The sequence below is a fragment of the Nonomuraea ceibae genome (genome assembly GCF_019396325.1).
Classification (GTDB): domain Bacteria; phylum Actinomycetota; class Actinomycetes; order Streptosporangiales; family Streptosporangiaceae; genus Nonomuraea; species Nonomuraea ceibae.
Window position 1 is genome coordinate 1 of the sequence record NZ_JAHKRO010000171.1, and the last position, 15,796, is coordinate 15,796.

A 15,796-nucleotide genomic window follows, 5' to 3' on the forward strand; every position below is an offset into this window, starting at 1 on the left:
GGGATGGTGCATCGGATCTTGCGGGCGCGCAGGTGCTGCCGGATCGCGCGGGAGGAGTACGCCTTGTCGGCCCGGACGACCTCGGGCCGGGTGCGTGGGCGGCCGGGCCCCAGCCGGGGCACCTTGATGGCGGCCAGGACCGCGGGGAACTGGGGCGCATCACCGCGCTGCCCCGCCGTCACCACCAGGGCGAGCAGGCGCTGGCCCTGCTCGCAGGCGAGGTGCAGTTTGGTCGACAGGCCGCCCCGGGAGCGTCCCAGGGCGTGATCGGCGGGTTCGGGCATGACGCCGCCGGGCGGCTCAGCCTGCGTCTGGCCGTATCGGGATGCGCCGGCCGCGTGCTGATGGGCGCGGCAGACGGTGGAGTCCACCCCGACCTGCCAGCCGATCAAGCCTGCAGCATCGGCCATGGCCTGCAGGCGGGTAAGGATCTGCTGCCACAGCCCGGCGCGCTGCCAGCGGCGGAACAGGCTGTAGACCGCCTGCCAGGAGCCGTAACACTCGGGTACGTCCCGCCAGGGCGCCCCGACTCGTACGCGCCAGCGGATCCCGTCGATCAGCTGCCGTTTGCTCCATCGCGACGGTCGACCTGGCCTTTTGGGTACCGGTAGCAGCGGTTCCAGCCGCGTCCACTGCGCATCGGTGAGATCGAACCGCCGCGTCACCGCTAAGGTGGCCACGAGGTCTCCGGGGTATGAGGTTCTTCTTGGTCGTTGAACCCTTTACCGGAGACCTCTTCGCGTGTCCGGCTACGACACGCGTTGATCAACACTTTGAGACAGGCCCTAGGCATTCCGCAGCGCTGGTCATCGTCCAGGCCGGCGCCGGGGCCCGCATCTGCCCTTCCCCGGCTGGTTACGCCAGAGCATCGAAGCGATCATCTGGACGCTGAAGAACCAGCTCGGTCTCGAACGCCACCATGCCCGCCATACAGACGGCCTCTGGGCACGGGTCAGCCAGTCGCATCCTCGCGCTCAATGCCGTCATCTGGCACAGCTGGAACATCGGCGCGCCCGTGAAACGATCCCTGATCGCCTACGATCACTAACCCGAAATATTTCACATCAGTGATCTAGGGCTGAGAAGATCCTCTCCCTCGACGTCGGGGACCTCGACCTGGAGTACAGGCGCGCCCGCGTCGTCTCCAAGGAGGCGCGCTCGAGTACGTGCACTGGGCTTCCGCCACCGCCCGTCTCCTGCCCCGCCTGCTGAAAGGACGGCAAACCGGGCCGGTCTTCCTGACCGACCGACGCGCCCCCGCCTCCGGACGAAGGGCTCCCGCAGCCGCCGACATCTGCCCCATCACCGGCCGCGGCCGGCTGTCCTACCCGCGCGCGGAGCACCTGTTCATGACCGCCTCCGCCGAGCTGGACCCACACCGCGCCGGCTGGACCCTGCGCCAGCTCCGGCACAGCGCGCTGACCCACCTGGCCGCAGCCGGCCGCACCGCCCCTGAACTGCAGGCCAAGTGCCGCCACCAGCACCTATCCAGCCTGGCCACTACGTCCGCCTCGGCGAGGAGACCTCCGCCCGCATCACTGCCGAACACGACCCCACGGCCCGACGACGCATGCGCTGACGCCAGGCAAAACGGCTACAGACGGTGGGTTTCTGGCGTGCTCTAGCCGTGCCCGACATGCGGACCAACGAACGCCCCACCGCCCAATGGCCGCGCATCCACGCCGGACACTCCGACGACCCTCGCCACTGTCACTGATGCCGCATCAGCGAATCATCGCGCCGTGGTGATGCGACGCACCGGCCGGAGGCCAGGCCGGCCTGGTGCCGCCAGGGGCGACAGAGCGCGTACGCCTGTGGGACACGGCCGCGACTCGCAGAGCGCACCTCAGCTCGCCATCGCGCAGGCCGCGCTTGTCGGCGAAGCACGTCCTGCTGGCCGCTGCGTTCGACGATGCTGACGCCGTCGGAGAGATCGGCGCTCAGCTGGCTGGCGGGGGCGAGCCGCGCCACCTGGTCACGGACGGGGTCACCGAGGCCCGCCTGGAGCAAGCCGTTGTCGATAACGGGGGGTACATCCCATGGAGATCCGAATGTCCGCAGGCGGCCCGTGCAGCGAGAGGCACTCCCGCCCAACGGGCTCGACTCAGTCTCCGCCGTGCCGACGCTCATGGCCGCGATCCGCGACGGCCGGCCGCCGGACGGGCACTTCGCCTGCGAGGAGGGGCCTCACACTCCTGTTCGACGGCACGAGGTCCGGCTCCACACAGCGTGAGGGCAGCTCAACGGCTCTTGCTGCGGATCGTGATCATCTGCTGTCCAGTGCATCGCGTACGGTGGCGAGGCTGGCGGCCAGGTCGGCCCGCTGCGCGGCGGCCAGCGTACGTCCCCGATCCGTGGTCGAGGAGGCGGCTTCAAGGTCGGCGATTCGCCACTCTTGGAAACGGACGTTGGAGCGAGTGGCCTTGAGCCGTTCGTCGAGAACTCGGTCGCCGACTGTGAGCTGGCGGACCCTTTGCCTGAGCGCTGTGTTCTCGAAGCGGGAGCTGGATGGTATTCAGCCGACGTGTGCTTCGGCTCGTGCCTTGGTCGACACGATGCCGATATGGTCGCGGCGCACCTTTGTGCGGGTGGCCTGACCGGCTCTCGCCACGAATTCGTGTGTAGTCACTGCCAGATCGCCTGGCAAAGGTGACGATAGCGGCGTGAACAGACGCAAGATCGGCTGGCGAGTCCTCTTCGCCGCATTAACGGTCCTGGCGGCAGGCGCGGTGGTAGCTGTTGTCTGGCGGGTCTTGGATCCAGAAGACCCGGTCAACCGGGCCGATCTGGCCGCCGTGATGCTAGCGGCCGCCATGCTGGCGGGCACGGTGGTGGTCTGGGCCCGACGCTCCGCAACCACCCGTGCCGATGCCAGCACCGACACGCGCAGCGCCGTGGACACCGCCGCACACATGCTGGCCGGTCTAGTAGGGCATCAGTGGCGCACCGAAGCCCGCCACCGGCTGCTGGACGACCCTGAACCAATCCCGGTGCGCTGGCAGCTCATCGCCGACGAGACGGTGATGAGCCAGCCCCGCCTGATCACCACCGAGGCCGAGCTGACGTTGACCGGCCGCAGCGACGACATCGCGGCCCTGGCTGACGCCTTCCGCGCTCTGGCCAGACGACGGCTGGTCATCGCCGGCGGCGCGGGCATGGGCAAGACCACCTTGGCAATCCAGCTGCTGCTGCAGCTGCTGGCCACTCGCGCGGCCGACCAAGCCGCCGCCGGTGAAGGGGAGGTCGTGCCAGTGCCGGTGCTGCTGCCGGTATCCGGCTGGGACATCAGCGCCCATCCCCGGCTGCAGGACTGGCTCGCCGTCCGCCTGATTCAGGACTACCCGGCACTTGCCGCCCCCGAATTCGGCGCCGGGGCTGCGGCCGCACTGGCTGACGGCGGCCACATCTTGGCTGTCCTGGACGGCCTGGACGAAATCCCCGCACCCGCCCGCGCCCAGGTGATCGCCGCGCTCAACGCCTCACTGACCGCCCGCGACCAGCTCATCCTGACCAGCCGCCGCACCGAGTTCGCCACCGCCATCCACGACACTGGTCGCCCGCTCACCGCCGCCGCGGTCATCGTCCCCCAACCCGTCCCCCCACAAGCCGCTGCCGACTACCTGACCGCCTGCCTCCCCGCATCCCCCACCGACGTCTGGAGGCAGACCCTGACCGCACTACGCTCCCGCACCGTTCCCGGCCTGACCCGGCTGGCCGCCACCCCGCTGGGCCTGTGGCTGATTCGCACCGTCTACGTCACCCCCGGCGCCGACCCTGCCCCCCTGACCGGTCCGCTCGGCGCCGACGCCGGCGCGCTACGAGCCCACCTGCTGGACCACGTCATCCCCGCCGTCATCGCCGCCCGTCCACCCAGCACCGGCCCCGCCGATCACTTCCGGCCCCGCCACCGACTCGACCCCGACGCCACCCGCCGCCACCTGACCTACCTGGCCCACGCCTTCCCCCCGGTCATCACCCGCGACATCACCTGGTGGCACATCGCCCGCACCACACCCCGCATCCGGTCAACAGTCGGGCTCGCGACCGGGATCGTATTCGGGCTAGTGTTCGGGCTCGTCGGGCTTGAGCTTTGGCTCCTCGGGCCCATCCGGGTCGTGTTCGGGCTCCTGTCCGGGCTTGTGTTCGGACTCGCGGTCGGGCTTGTGCGCGCCAGGTCCTGGGTTAACGAAACACCCGGCTGCTACGCAGGCCTGCGCCTGCGCGGACGAGTATCCCTTCTCATCCGTTCTCTGAAAGGCACCCTCGCGTTCGGGCTCACGATCGGGTTCATAGTCGGGCTCACGATGGGGTTCGTGTCGATGTTCAGTCTCGACAGCTCCGGGATTGATCTCGATCCCGACTTCCATTTGGTCTTCGGGTTCGTGTTCGGACTCCTCGCCTGGCTCGGGACCACCCTGGCATCCGGACTGATCGCCTGGGCGGAACAACCCACGCTTGAATCGACCAGCACGCCCCGCTCCAGTTGGCGAGCCGACAGAGCACTTACCCTTCTGCGATTGGTCATGGCCGGACTCACGTGCTGGATCCTGTTCGGGATCTTCGAGTTCGTCGCGTTTGCGCCTTCGCTCGTCAAGCTCGCCGGACTCGGGTTGGGGCTCGTGTTGGGGCTCGTGGCCGGACTCACAGTCGGACTCTCGCTGGGGCTCCCGATCGCACTCGTGGCCGGGTTTGTGATGGGCAAGCATCATGCGTGGCTGGTCTGCACCATCGCGGTGACTCGGCTAGCTCTCCAACGCCGGCTTCCCTGGCGACTCATGAACTTCCTCGACAACGCGCACCGCCTAGGACTGCTGCGTGCCGTTGGCCCGGTCTATCAGTTCCGCCACGCCGCCCTGCACGACCACCTCGCCTCCGCGGACATGTCCCATGAGACTTCTCAACGGATCGGACACAGCTTGTGAGGTGACGTCGCAGACATGCTCGCGATATGAAGCTGAATCGCCCTGGGTTCGGTGGAGACTTGATCTCTTGAGAGGATCGAGTCCATGCCTGGTTAGTCTCCCTACCCCGCCGAGCTGCGCCGCCGAGCGGTGCGGATGGTCGCCGAGGTGCGGCCGGATTACCCAACCGAGCGGGCCACGATCAACGCGGTCGCGACCAAGCTCGGCATCGGCACCGCGGAGACACTGCGCACCTGGGTCCGCCAGGCCCAGATCGACGAGGGCAACCGGCCCGGCCGCACCACGGACGAGTCGGCCGAGCAGACCCGCCTGCTACAGCACGACGTCGTGCTCATGGACATCCGCATGCCCGGCGGCAACGGCATCGACGCGGCGCGGGCGATCGCCGACGCCCTGGGCTGAGCAGAACCCGCGTCGTCGTGCTGACGATGTTCGAGCTCGACGAATACGTCTACGGGGCGCTCAGCGCCGGGGCCAGCGCCTTCCTGCTCAACGACGCCACCCCCGAGCACCTGGCCGACGTCATCCGCGGCCCTCACTGTCACCATCCACACCGTGAAGGCCTACATCGGAGCACTACGGTTCAAGCTCCACACCCGCGACCGCGCCCAGCTCGTCATCACGGCATCCAGAGAGCGGCTTGAGGCGCAGCCCCTCGCTGTGACCGCCAACTAGCGAGCGGTACCGGCTCGGGGGCGAGCGCCGTGGCGGGGGCAGAGTACATCCATGAGAGCCATCACCCCCGACGTCGTCCACCCACCGCGTCCGGGCAGAGACTGCCACCCCTTTCTGCGGCTGGGGGCCGGGACGGGACAGGACAAGGCCACCGGGGACTGCAGGCCGACTAGAAGATCGCTTTCCTCCAGGCTGCGCCTAGCTGGACGCTCGTTGCATGCGGCAGGACGCCGGTCATCGATGACCCAGAAGCACTGCATGTGGCCCGCCAGATGCAAGGGCCTGCCCGATGACGCGGCCGGGCTGGTCCACCCAAGGTGCTCTCGTGGGACGTCCGCAAGGCGGTCGACGCCGCTGTGGGGCTCCAGGCCCGCCGTGAGGTGGAGCAGCCGGGCTACCCGCGATCGCTTCTTTGCGACGATTCTGACACTCTGGCAGAAGCCCGTGCTCAGAGCCTGATCGGCGGCAGATCCACACCCCGCATGAGCACCACAAGCGACTCAGCCGCGCCCCTGGGGTCCCGCCCCTGCACTCCTGCTCGTGACGAAGGTGTCAGTGGGAGCCACCGAGGTCCAGGACAAGCCCTGCGGCGGGATCCGGGCGGACATGGACACGTTTGACCGCATGTCGGTGGCCAGCAGTCGTGCCGAGCACCAGGAGGTTTGCCTGGAGTACGGCGACAAGCCGGCTGCGAGGGCGACGGCGCCGCCGCTGCTGTCTTACCCGCCGGGGCTACATCTCCGGCGGCGAGCAGCTTGAGGTCCGGGCGGAGCGGCTGAGGGTCGGCCTGTGGCCGGCGAGCGCCTCTGATCAGCGTCGGAGAAGTTCGGGCCGGCGGTCCTGCGCCCATCCAGAATGCTTCGCGTCGTCCAGCGGCTGGTGCCCATTCCATCCCGTTCCAAGTCGATCAACTTACCTGACCTGCGAAGAGACAGTCGAGTAGCGACTGAAGCGACTGACGCCCATTGTCATACGGCTGATGGGCTCGCCGTGAGGCCGTCAGCGGTATGAATCAGCGGCCGAACTCGTGCAGAGCGACCATGGAGACAACAGTGCTGGCGCTTCACAGGAGCCCTTCGGGGTCGCCAGCTTGTGGCCTTTCAGTCGCTTGAGTCGCTGCGTGTCCCGGCCCCCTCGCGGGGGTTCCACGCCACGGCCGAGGCGGCGCCGAGGCCAGCTTCAAGTTCAGCGCCAGCAGCCCGGTGCGCTCGTTGAACGCGGGGGAGAGCGAGCACCTCCCACCGGATACGGCGCGCCCGCTTGTGCCCCCTCAGAACAGGTTCTTACTAGCCAGAGCCTGAGCTTCCATGGGTATCGGGAGAAACTGTTTCGCAGGTCCTGGCGGCTCGCCCCTGCAAGGAGAAGCTACTCGAGACTTCTGCAAGGTCGCTCCCTCGGGGGCGGCTGCAGTGTCTCTGCTGGCTGCACAGTCCCTGCTGCAGGGCTCGCACAGCCGTCCGTGGCCAGACAGCTCTTGAACGGCGCAGCTCCGGGAGAGGCTCGTGAGCTTCGGCGGGCGCGCCTTGCGTGCGCATCCTCTGTTGTCTTGAGCGCTTCGCACCCGGCTTTCGGTCGCTTGAGTCGCTGCGCTCCGCAGGAAGGGGCCGGGGGAAGGATCCGAGCGACCTAAGCGACCCAAGCGACTCTTGTCCTGGCATGGCTTGCACCTTTCCAGGCGGCACAGCAACGATCGATGCCCTTCGGCTCGTCGCTTCGGTCGCTGTCCCAAGGGGAGGGCGGTCGGGTGGTTCGTGAGTCGGAAGCGGACAGAGCCCCGTGGAAGGGCTGCGACTGTCAGCAGCGACCGACCGCCAGCGTCAGTCGCTGCAGCCAAGTGTCCCCATAATCGCAGGTCAGCGAGATATCGAGGGCGGAGCAGCGACCGAAGCGACCAGGGGTGCCATATATGCCGCTGTTAACGCGGCCGGTGTTGCCGTCGTCATAAACGCAAGCGACAGTCGCTTCAGTCGCTCTTCCCGGCGCTGCCACCCGCAAAGCCGCTGTTCGCCGCTCTGCAGGAGCCGATGCCGCCCTGGCGTGCCGCTGGCACGAGAGTCGCTCGCCCGCACGGCGATTTCTCCCGCCACGCTGGAACCATCCCGCGCAACAGGCACACAGTCCGCTACTCTGATGTGCCATGTTCAAGGCTCAGTCGCTTCAGTCGCTCAGCCCCGCTGCGGCGCAGCGCCCGGTGAGCGAGCAGGGTCAGCGACTGAACACCCTGGCCAACATCGAGAAGGGATGACGTGACTCTGTACGCCCCTCTCGAGAAACATCCTGCCCCTCCCCTCCGACGCGGCCAGTCGCTGCATGTCGCGCAGTGGTGTGCCAGGCAGGGATGGCCTGTCCACCCCCTAGCTCCCGGCCGCAAGACCCCGGCCCGTAACTGCGCAGCCTGCCACTCCCCGAACCATGCCGCCGACAACTGCTCGTGCCCGGCTGAAGGCCGCTGGTGCCACGGTTTCCACGCAGCGACTCTCGACCCCGCTCTGATCAATGCCTGGTGGGGGACGCACCCAGGTTTCGGGGTGGGCGTCGCCTGCGGCCCCGCCGGCCTGGTTGTCATTGACATCGACGCCCACGCCACCCCGGTCCCCGACCGCAACCGGCTGCTGCCCGGGATCGCGATCGATCCTCGCGTCGACCTGACCGGTCTCGAGACCGGCTACGACACCCTGGCGCTGCTGGCGGCGCTCCGACATGCGCCCCACCCGGCAGAGGACGCCTCCACCCTGCGGGTGCGAACCCCGTCAGGCGGACTGCACGTCTGGTATCGACTCGAACCCGGCCAGACCTTCCAGTGCTCCACCGGCTCCAGTACAACGCGCGCGCTGGCCTGGCAGGTAGATGTGCGCGCTCATGGCGGATACATCGTGGCGCCAGGCACCCGCACCAGCGACGGGATCTACACCCCGGTGGGGGAGTGCCGCGAGCCAGCACCGCTGCCCGCCTGGCTCGCTCAGGACCTCACCCGTACCGGGCACGCCCCCACTCCAGTCCAGGCAAACCTCCCACCTCCGACAGCGCCCGTTCCCCCGCGCGCCCGCCAAGCCGTCATCCAGGCAGGCGGCGGCCACAGCTCCGCCGAACGACTCCTGCGCACCTTGCTGGCCGAAGTGGAAGCATGCGCCAGCACCCCGCAGGGCGCCGGCTTCACCGCCAAACTCAACCGAGCGGCTTACACGGCCGGAGGCCTGGTCGCAGGAGGGTACCTGTCCGTGCACGACGCCGAGACCCAACTGGCCGCCGCCGCCCACCACGCCCGCCCCGGGCAGGAAAGGCGCTCCAATAAGATCATCGTCAGTGGGCTCAGCCGAGGCGCCACCCGGCCGTTCTATCTACAGGAACGCGTATGACGTCCGGATCGCTCCCCAGCGGCTTCAACGCAGAAGCCGCCGCCCAGCAAATGCTGGAACTGGCCGAACTCACGCCGACCGCCACGGAGCCAACCACCCTCGCCACGGCGCCCCCGGCGCCGGTCACCAGCGACGGGCTGCTGCCAGAGTCGCTGACCGACCGAGGCAACGCCAAGCTGTTCGTCCGCATGTACGGCCGCGACTTCAAACACGTGCCTGGTCTCGGCTGGTATAGGTGGGACGTCTACCGCTGGATCCCCGACGAGAGCGAAGCGGTTCTGTGGGCCGCCGGGGAAATGGCCGACCAACTCGCCAACATCGACCGCACACACCGCTACACGGCCGCCGACCTGCGCCGCCACAAGAAAAGAGCACTCTCGACCGCAGGTATCCATGCCATGCTCGTGCAGGCCAGAGCGGCGCCCGGCATGGCCCTCAACGCCGCCATGCTCGACGCCGACCCCTACGCCCTGTGCACCCCGGCCGGAGTGGTCGACCTGCGCACAGGAGTGATCGCGGCCCCGGACCCAGAGCGCCACCTGCACTCACGCTCCACCACCCTGGCCCCGCAAGCCGGCCCCATCCCCCGCTGGGAACGCTTCCTCGCGGACACCTTCGGCGACGACGCAGAAGGAAAGGAGACCATCGACTTCCTGCACCTGATGCTCGGCTACTCCATCTCCGGCGACGTCGGCGCCCAAGTCCTGCCCTTCCTGTTCGGAGCAGGCAAGAACGGCAAATCCGTTCTCCTGGAAGTCATGCTCCAACTGCTCGGGGACTATGCCGACGCGGCCCCACCTGGATTCCTGATGGCCAAGTCCTTCAACGAGCACCCCACCGACCTGTCCGAACTCCACGGCCGCCGGGTCATCGTCTGCTCCGAGCTCAAGCCGGGAGACCGCTTCGACGAGGCGCGAGTCAAGCTACTCACCGGCGGAGACAAGATCAAGGCACGGCGGATGCGCCAGGACTACTTCAGCTTCGACCCGACCCACCATCTCTGGCTGCTGGGCAACCACCGGCCGGAGGTCACCACGGGCGGCTTCGCCTTCTGGAGGCGGCTGCGGCTGATCCCGTTCGAGCGGGTAGTGGCCGAAGAACATAAGATTGACAACCTGGCCCGCATTCTGGTGGATGAAGAAGGGCCTGGAATCCTAGCCTGGCTGGTCGACGGTGCACGCCGCTACCTATCGGGAGAAAAGGACTTGTCCGGCCCCCAGCGGGTACGTCTAGCGACTGACGCCTACGAAGCGACGGAGGATGTAGTGGGGCGGTTCATCGGGGACGCATGCGTGCTCGACGCAAGCCTGCGTGCCGAGCAGACCAGTCTGTACGCGGCCTACACCCGCTGGTGCGGCTCCGAAGGCGCCACCCCCGTCTCCGCCCGCAACTTCGCCGCCCGCATCCGCGACACACTCAGGATGGCCTCACCGAAGGACATGATCCTGTCGAACTCGCGTAAGTTCTACCCGGGCATCGGCCTAAGCTCCGAGTTCTCTGGTGAGGAGCCCCGGCGATGAGCCTGATCAACGAGTCGAACCTGACCCACGAAGTCGAGCTGGTGTGGCTCGAGGACATCGACAAGCTCGACTACGTCCGCCAAAGCCTCGACCGGCTGCCGACGCGCCGCGGCAAACCCGCCTACTACCGCGGCGGACGCATGGTCGGCTATGCAGTCCTCGACCGAAGCGCCAAAGCAGCCCCCGCTTCGGGTACCTTCCACCGCCGGGTCTTCTGGCTGGCCCCGCACGACCGCGACACGCTGCCCGACGGCGAATACAGCACAGGAGCCCCCCTCGAATCAGTCGACCCGCGCACCCTGGCGCCCGGCAAACCCGGCCACAAGACTGAACGCTCAGAAGGTGGCCCCGCCTCCCCGGCCATGGTGGCGCTCGGTATCACCTTGCCCAAGGCATAACCGACGCCGCCTCCAAGGTGGGAGTCAAGGGCATCCATGCGGCTAGGAGAGCGGTGATGGCCACCTCCGCTCCCAGTCGAGCGCGCTGGCATGAAAGACCTGACCCGGCCTGCTGCGCATGGCCGGGTCACTGGAAGTACGGGCAGACCACCGCCTCGCTGGCGAGTCAGCGGCTGGCCACCGCCCGGCCGAACACCCCGGTCGCGGACGGCCTTGCGACGGCACCCTCGACGCCGCCGCACCCACGAGCTTCCGCGAGCTGACCATCCCGAGCGACGGCCACGTGCTCCTTCCGCGTGAGCTCTACCTGGGCCTGACGGTCGAACGGACCGGCAGCGAACGCTACGCCCAGCTCCTCAACGGAGACCGCCCCATCAGCGCCCTCGGCATCTGGGTGCACGTCTCCGCTCCGCTCGGCCACGCCGGGCACGCCATCCGCTGGACACTGGAGATCCGCGCCGCCAAGCCCGTGCGCGTCCCCCGGGATGACCTTCGGCAAGCTCGTCTTCCTCCAGGCCTTCGGCGGTCCGTCCAGCAAGCAGAACATGGACAAGTACCGGGCCACCCCCGGGATCGACATCTCCCGCCTGTACGAAGAAATCGGAGACATCCTGTGAGTCGCGTGATCATGGCGCTTGACCTATCAGCCGACAGCCCCGGCGGCAGCGTCGAACTGCTGCACGACCTCTACTCCGGCACCTCACCACTCATCGCCGGCCAGGTGTTCATGTTCCCGCCCAAGTCCCCCGACAAGCAGATCCCGGCAGGCGTTCAACTGGTGAAGGCGCGAGGGAAGTGCGTGAACGGCCTCCCGTTCTGGAGCTACGTCAAAACCCTCCGCCGAGCGCTCGCTCCGCACCTCGACTCGGGCGGCGTGGCCGCCGTACACTTTCAGAACCTCGCGTTCGGAGGTGCCCCGGCCCTCATCGAGCTGCTGCCCAAGCATCCGCGGCTCGCGCTGGTGCACGGCACCGGCCTGCTGTTCGCCGCTCGTCACCGCCCCTAGCAGCGTGTCCTCATAGGCAGTCCAGGCTGCCCGGCGCGTGGTCGTGCCCACCGTAGTCGTGACCGGCATGCTGTCGCAGCTGACCCGAGTCGACGGCGCCGACGTCGTGCACATTCCGTGGGGCATCCCTGATGAGTTTATGCAGGCCCCACCTCTGCGAGAATCACGTCAAGGACCGCTACGGCTGCTGTATGCCGGGCGGCTGAGCGAGGAGAAGGGCGCCAACGCGCTCATCGGCACGCTGGCCACAGTCGGCGACGTCCACCTGAGCATCGCCGCTCCGGCGAACGAGTACGCCACCTGCGAGGCGGACCTGGCCCGTACAGGCTGCCGACTGTCCAGCCTCGGCTGGCTCCCCCGGCCCGATCTGTGGCGGGCCTTCGCCGACCATGACCTGCTGCTCGTGCCCTCTACCACGCTGGAGGCGTTCGGCCTGGTCGCTGTCGAGGCACAGGCGTGTGGCCTGCCGGTGGCCTACCGCCCGGTGCCCGGCCTCACCGAGGTCGTGGGCGGCTCGGCGTCGACCTGACCGACGCTGCCGCCCTGGCCTGCGTGATCGCCCAGGCCGGGGCCGACCCGAGCATGCTGGAGGATCTGCACGCCGCCGGCCGCTGCAACGCTGAACGGTTCCCGCTCAGCGCGACCGCCGACGCGCTCACCAACTTGACCACACAGGTCATCAGTGGCCGCGGTGGCGTAGGCCAGTTTGAGCGAAGGCACGTCGTTGAGCAGCCAGTCGGCCTCGACCCACAGCAGGCGCGGGAGAACGCCGAGCCGGTCAGCGAACGGTGCGTAGGCAACGAGCCAGAGATCGAACACCAGAGCTCTCTGCCCGAGACATCATGGACGGCCACACGGACCTAACCCGGATATCTAGCCATCTCTCGGGCAGATAACAGTCTCGGCGTGCTGCTCATCGCAGCGCGGCCCATAGGTCTACGTCTCTTGGGCGGGCAGGTCGAGTACTGCCTTCATCAACTGCGCGGACGCGGTAATGAAGTCCTGAGCTGAGCTCGCGGAGGGCGTTCTACCCGCTTCGATGATCTTATCCAATTCTTGCTTCAGTACGGCCAACTCGACTCCAACTCGGAAAAAGTCGGGGGCCAGGCCTTTCGCCTGCATGTGGGAGAGGAGACCGGCCACCTCACCAACGCCTAACGGCTTGCCGGGAATGTCAATCCTCCAGGTTGCCGCACTGCGCACCAGCAGGGCTTCCAGTTTGCTCCAACCCTCAAGCATCATCGCCACTGGACGCACACGAGCCATCCGGGTGGCTACTTGAGCCCAGTCAGCCACATCTTGTTGAGACAATCCCACCCGCTCGGCGACCCGCTCGCCGCCAGTATTCCTGCCGATATCGTCTTCACCCTGACGGTTTTCCGAATCATCCTGAGTCGTGGCAGCCTCTTCCGCGAGCAGGACTGTTTCCCCCACCTCTCGGTCGAAGCGGGCAGTGAATCCATCCGGTGAGCTGATCTCGCTGAGTCGCCCCAACAGAGTTCGAATCGCGGGGGCGAAACGCAGGAGAGCCACGACCACGATCACAGGCCACGCAAGGGCCTTGAAGTACTCCAGAACAATCTGAGCGATCTCCACGGAACGATGATGCATTAGATCGGTGGAGTCAACTATCCCATTGCAGGTAATGACGCTGAACTCCATGCAGTTGCGGGCGAGCCGCCGCAAGCAGAGCCACACGGGCCGATCAGAGCCAGGCGCGGCGCGCCTCATCATCCATGTTGGATGAGGCGTCCGTGCTCGTCGCCAAAGTCGAGACGAGCACCTCGCGGGAGAACGGATCAGTGACCGAGACGGACGGCGTCAGGTGCAGCCACCGAAACTCGGGCGTTCCTGCTCTGCCCATGAGGGGACCTGAGTTGTGAGCTGGTGATGGACAGCGCGGCGGCTAACACAGCGGGCAGGCGAGCTGACCTGGGACAATGACGGCTCGGCACGACTATCGCTGAGCAGCTGCACGGCCGTGTCCTGGTCGGCCACAACATCGGCGTGGACTGGCGGCTCATCCACTTGCGTCTGCCTGACATCGAACCGGTGGGTCTGATCGACACCGCCCGCCTCGTTCGCCATCTCCGTCCGGATTTCAAGCGATGGAACCTGACCGGCCTGCTCGCCGACTACGGACTAGAAGCCGAGGTCAGCGCGCTGGTCCCAGGCGGACGGCCTCACCGGGCGCTGTGGGACGCAGTGGGTGCCGCGCTGCTCCTGGCCGAGCTGGTCGGCCAGCTTCCCGGCAAGGCGGATACCACCCTGGAGACGCTCACTCGCGTTACGGGCCAGCCGCATCGGCCAGAACGGGAGAGCGACGATCAGCTGACTCTCGACCTGCTACCGGATATCCAAGAGGGCACCTGATAGCAGCGCTGTGCGATCACGCGTGCGTCGGCTTGGTCATCCCCGATGCTCGCGACACGTACTGGCTGCTAGATCGCGGCAAGCCACCGCCCGGATGGGCCTTCGCCGCTGGCCACCTGGATGACCACGGCGCCCCGGAGACGGCAGCCCTCGTCGAGCCCGGCAGGAGATGGGACTCACCGTGGTCAGCCTCATCCCCGCGATAGAGGAGTGGTTCCCGAACTGGTGCCGTCGTCGGCCTCAGTCCGGGAAGCCGGGCCACGAGTGGCGGATCTTCATCGCCGAGTGGGAAGGCGAGCCGATTCCCTCGCCTGACGAGGCTCGCGAATCTTCACCGCCTGCATGATCTGGTTCAGCCGGACAGCGTAGGCACGGGGATGGGTGGTGTTGCCGTTGTGGCCGCCGGGAAACTCGGCGACCTCGGTACCGAGCAGCGTGGCGAGCTCCCGCGCGCAGCGGTAGTCGAAGACGGTGTCCGGGGTGGTACGGCCTGTGGCGGGGACGATGCGGGTGGGGGTGCCCGCGAGCTCGTTGAGCGGCAGGCAGTCATCGATGATGGCGGTGAAGTCGTGCTCGATGAAGAAGCCGAAGTTGATGATCCGCTCCGGGGACATGGGGTGCGGCGTAAGATCTGGCTCGGCGCCGGGGCCGGCCGGGTCGATGCCCAGAACTTCGGCGATGACCGTGAGCGCCTGCGCGAGCCCCTTCTCGCGGTAGAGCTGCTGGATCTCGGCCAGCTCGGCCTCATGGCGGGCGCGGTCCGGGGCGGGCAGCAGGCAGGGCGCGACCGGCTCGTGCGCGATGAGGGTGTGGAGCTGCCCGGGGTGCTGGACGGCCAGGTGAAGGCCGATGACCGCGCCCAGGCTGCAGCCCAGCATGGCCGCCGGCTTGTCGGTGAGCGCGGCCAGCAGCCGGTGGACATCGTCGGCGTGCTCGGCCATCGTCACACCGTTGCCGGGGTCGTCCAGGGTGCTGCGGGACAGGCCCCGCCGGTCGTAGGTGATCACGGTGTAGGCGTCGGCGAGCTGGTCGACGAGATCGGCGCTGCGTCCGGCGTCGCCCTCGCCGCTCTGGGCGATCAGCAGCGTGGGGCCGTTGCCGCGCATCTCGTAGTAGAGGCTGGCGCCCGGGACGGGCAGGTAGCCGGTTGTCGTGGTCATGGGAGGGTCCTTTCGCCTCGGCTCGCGATCACCGTACTCCATCAATGCTGATACATCAAAACTGATACATCTCTTCTGATGTAATCTCGGTTAGGTGAACGGAGTGGACCTGTTCCTTCTGGGACGCACCCTGATGAAAATCGGCGAAGAGGCCCTGCCCACCGAAGGGCTGGGCGACCAGCCCGGGAGCACCCGCAGCGTGCTGATCGTGGTCAGCGACATCCGCGCGCACCCCGGCAGCGCGATCAGCGAGATCGTCACGCGCACAGGCCTGCCGCAGAGCGCCGTGTCGGCGGCGGTCGCCCGGTTGCGGGAGGCGGGCGCCGTCGTCACGGAGCCCGACGCCCGCGCCCGCCGGCGACTCCGCGTCCGGCCCGCCCCGGAGC

14 protein-coding genes and 2 pseudogenes are annotated in these 15,796 nt (G+C 67.8%); 12 read left to right on the top strand and 4 right to left on the bottom strand.

All coding sequences use genetic code 11. From position 1 onward, the window contains the following. The coding region (locus tag KME80_RS46795; RefSeq protein WP_219518438.1) for an IS5 family transposase at positions 1-680 on the bottom strand (680 nt) is incomplete at its 3' end. A gap of 151 nt (positions 681-831) precedes the next feature. On the opposite strand from KME80_RS46795, the pseudogene KME80_RS53620 reads away from it, so the two are divergent. From KME80_RS53620 to KME80_RS46830, 10 genes and pseudogenes are all read left to right on the top strand, one after another. Further along, positions 832-1,048 (top strand): annotated as a pseudogene (locus tag KME80_RS53620) (IS982 family transposase); the annotation flags it as partial. Positions 1,049-2,663: 1,615 nt separating this feature from the next. Continuing rightward, the gene (locus KME80_RS46800) at positions 2,664-4,922 is read left to right on the top strand and encodes an NACHT domain-containing protein (RefSeq protein WP_219518441.1); all 2,259 of its coding nucleotides are present in this window, start codon (positions 2,664-2,666) and stop codon (positions 4,920-4,922) included. A 147-nt stretch (positions 4,923-5,069) separates the two neighbouring features. Continuing rightward, entirely contained in the window at positions 5,070-5,324 is a 255-nt protein-coding gene (locus tag KME80_RS53485; RefSeq protein WP_372455453.1) for a hypothetical protein, read from the top strand. Between the two features lie 2,519 nt (positions 5,325-7,843). Continuing rightward, entirely contained in the window at positions 7,844-8,953 is a 1,110-nt protein-coding gene (locus KME80_RS46810; RefSeq protein ID WP_219518447.1) for a bifunctional DNA primase/polymerase, read from the top strand. Next, positions 8,950-10,473, top strand: a complete 1,524-nt coding sequence (locus tag KME80_RS46815; RefSeq protein WP_219518450.1) for a DNA primase family protein — start codon at positions 8,950-8,952, stop codon at positions 10,471-10,473. Before KME80_RS46810 ends, KME80_RS46815 begins: the two co-directional genes overlap by 4 nt. Next, a complete protein-coding gene (locus KME80_RS46820; RefSeq protein WP_219518452.1) occupies positions 10,470-10,871 on the top strand; it encodes a DUF6009 family protein in 402 nt (133 codons plus the stop codon). Before KME80_RS46815 ends, KME80_RS46820 begins: the two co-directional genes overlap by 4 nt. Before the next feature lie 118 nt (positions 10,872-10,989). Continuing rightward, a pseudogene (locus KME80_RS53490) lies at positions 10,990-11,340 on the top strand (dCTP deaminase domain-containing protein); the annotation flags it as partial. 16 nt (positions 11,341-11,356) lie between these two features. Next, on the top strand, positions 11,357-11,488 hold the full coding sequence (locus KME80_RS52430) for a hypothetical protein (protein WP_281427516.1): 132 nt from the start codon (positions 11,357-11,359) through the stop codon (positions 11,486-11,488). Between the two features lie 5 nt (positions 11,489-11,493). Further along, complete coding sequence (locus KME80_RS46825; protein WP_219518455.1) at positions 11,494-11,877, top strand: hypothetical protein; 384 nt, start codon at positions 11,494-11,496, stop codon at positions 11,875-11,877. A gap of 43 nt (positions 11,878-11,920) precedes the next feature. Beyond that, on the top strand, positions 11,921-12,406 hold the full coding sequence (locus KME80_RS46830) for a glycosyltransferase family 4 protein (protein ID WP_219518457.1): 486 nt from the start codon (positions 11,921-11,923) through the stop codon (positions 12,404-12,406). Here the strand turns inward: KME80_RS46830 and KME80_RS46835 are convergent. Then, positions 12,352-12,696 carry a hypothetical protein gene (locus KME80_RS46835; RefSeq protein WP_219518460.1) on the bottom strand — a complete coding sequence of 115 codons (345 nt, stop codon included), beginning with the start codon at positions 12,694-12,696 and terminating at the stop codon, positions 12,352-12,354. The two genes, KME80_RS46830 and KME80_RS46835, sit on opposite strands and share 55 nt — an antisense overlap. Positions 12,697-12,813: 117 nt before the next feature. After that, a complete protein-coding gene (locus tag KME80_RS46840; protein ID WP_219518464.1) occupies positions 12,814-13,473 on the bottom strand; it encodes a hypothetical protein in 660 nt (219 codons plus the stop codon). Between the two features lie 411 nt (positions 13,474-13,884). Here KME80_RS46840 and KME80_RS46845 point away from each other — a divergent pair, with 411 nt between their 5' ends. Next, complete coding sequence (locus tag KME80_RS46845) at positions 13,885-14,250, top strand: 3'-5' exonuclease family protein (protein ID WP_219518466.1); 366 nt, start codon at positions 13,885-13,887, stop codon at positions 14,248-14,250. 275 nt (positions 14,251-14,525) lie between these two features. On the opposite strand, the gene KME80_RS46850 is transcribed toward KME80_RS46845, so the two are convergent. Beyond that, complete coding sequence (locus tag KME80_RS46850; protein ID WP_219518468.1) at positions 14,526-15,410, bottom strand: alpha/beta fold hydrolase; 885 nt, start codon at positions 15,408-15,410, stop codon at positions 14,526-14,528. A 94-nt stretch (positions 15,411-15,504) separates the two neighbouring features. Between KME80_RS46850 and KME80_RS46855 the strand changes: the two genes are divergently transcribed. After that, the coding region (locus tag KME80_RS46855; RefSeq protein WP_219518469.1) for a MarR family transcriptional regulator at positions 15,505-15,796 on the top strand (292 nt) is incomplete at its 3' end.

What these genes read in the sequence shown, in the direction of transcription:
- KME80_RS46815 (WP_219518450.1), top strand. Translation starts at nt 8,950, where the DNA reads ATGACGTCCGGATCGCTCCCCAGCGGCTTCAACGCAGAAGCCGCCGCC.
- KME80_RS46820 (WP_219518452.1), top strand. Translation starts at nt 10,470, where the DNA reads ATGAGCCTGATCAACGAGTCGAACCTGACCCACGAAGTCGAGCTGGTG.
- KME80_RS52430 (WP_281427516.1), top strand. Translation starts at nt 11,357, where the DNA reads ATGACCTTCGGCAAGCTCGTCTTCCTCCAGGCCTTCGGCGGTCCGTCC.
- KME80_RS46850 (WP_219518468.1), bottom strand. Translation starts at nt 15,410, where the DNA reads ATGACCACGACAACCGGCTACCTGCCCGTCCCGGGCGCCAGCCTCTAC.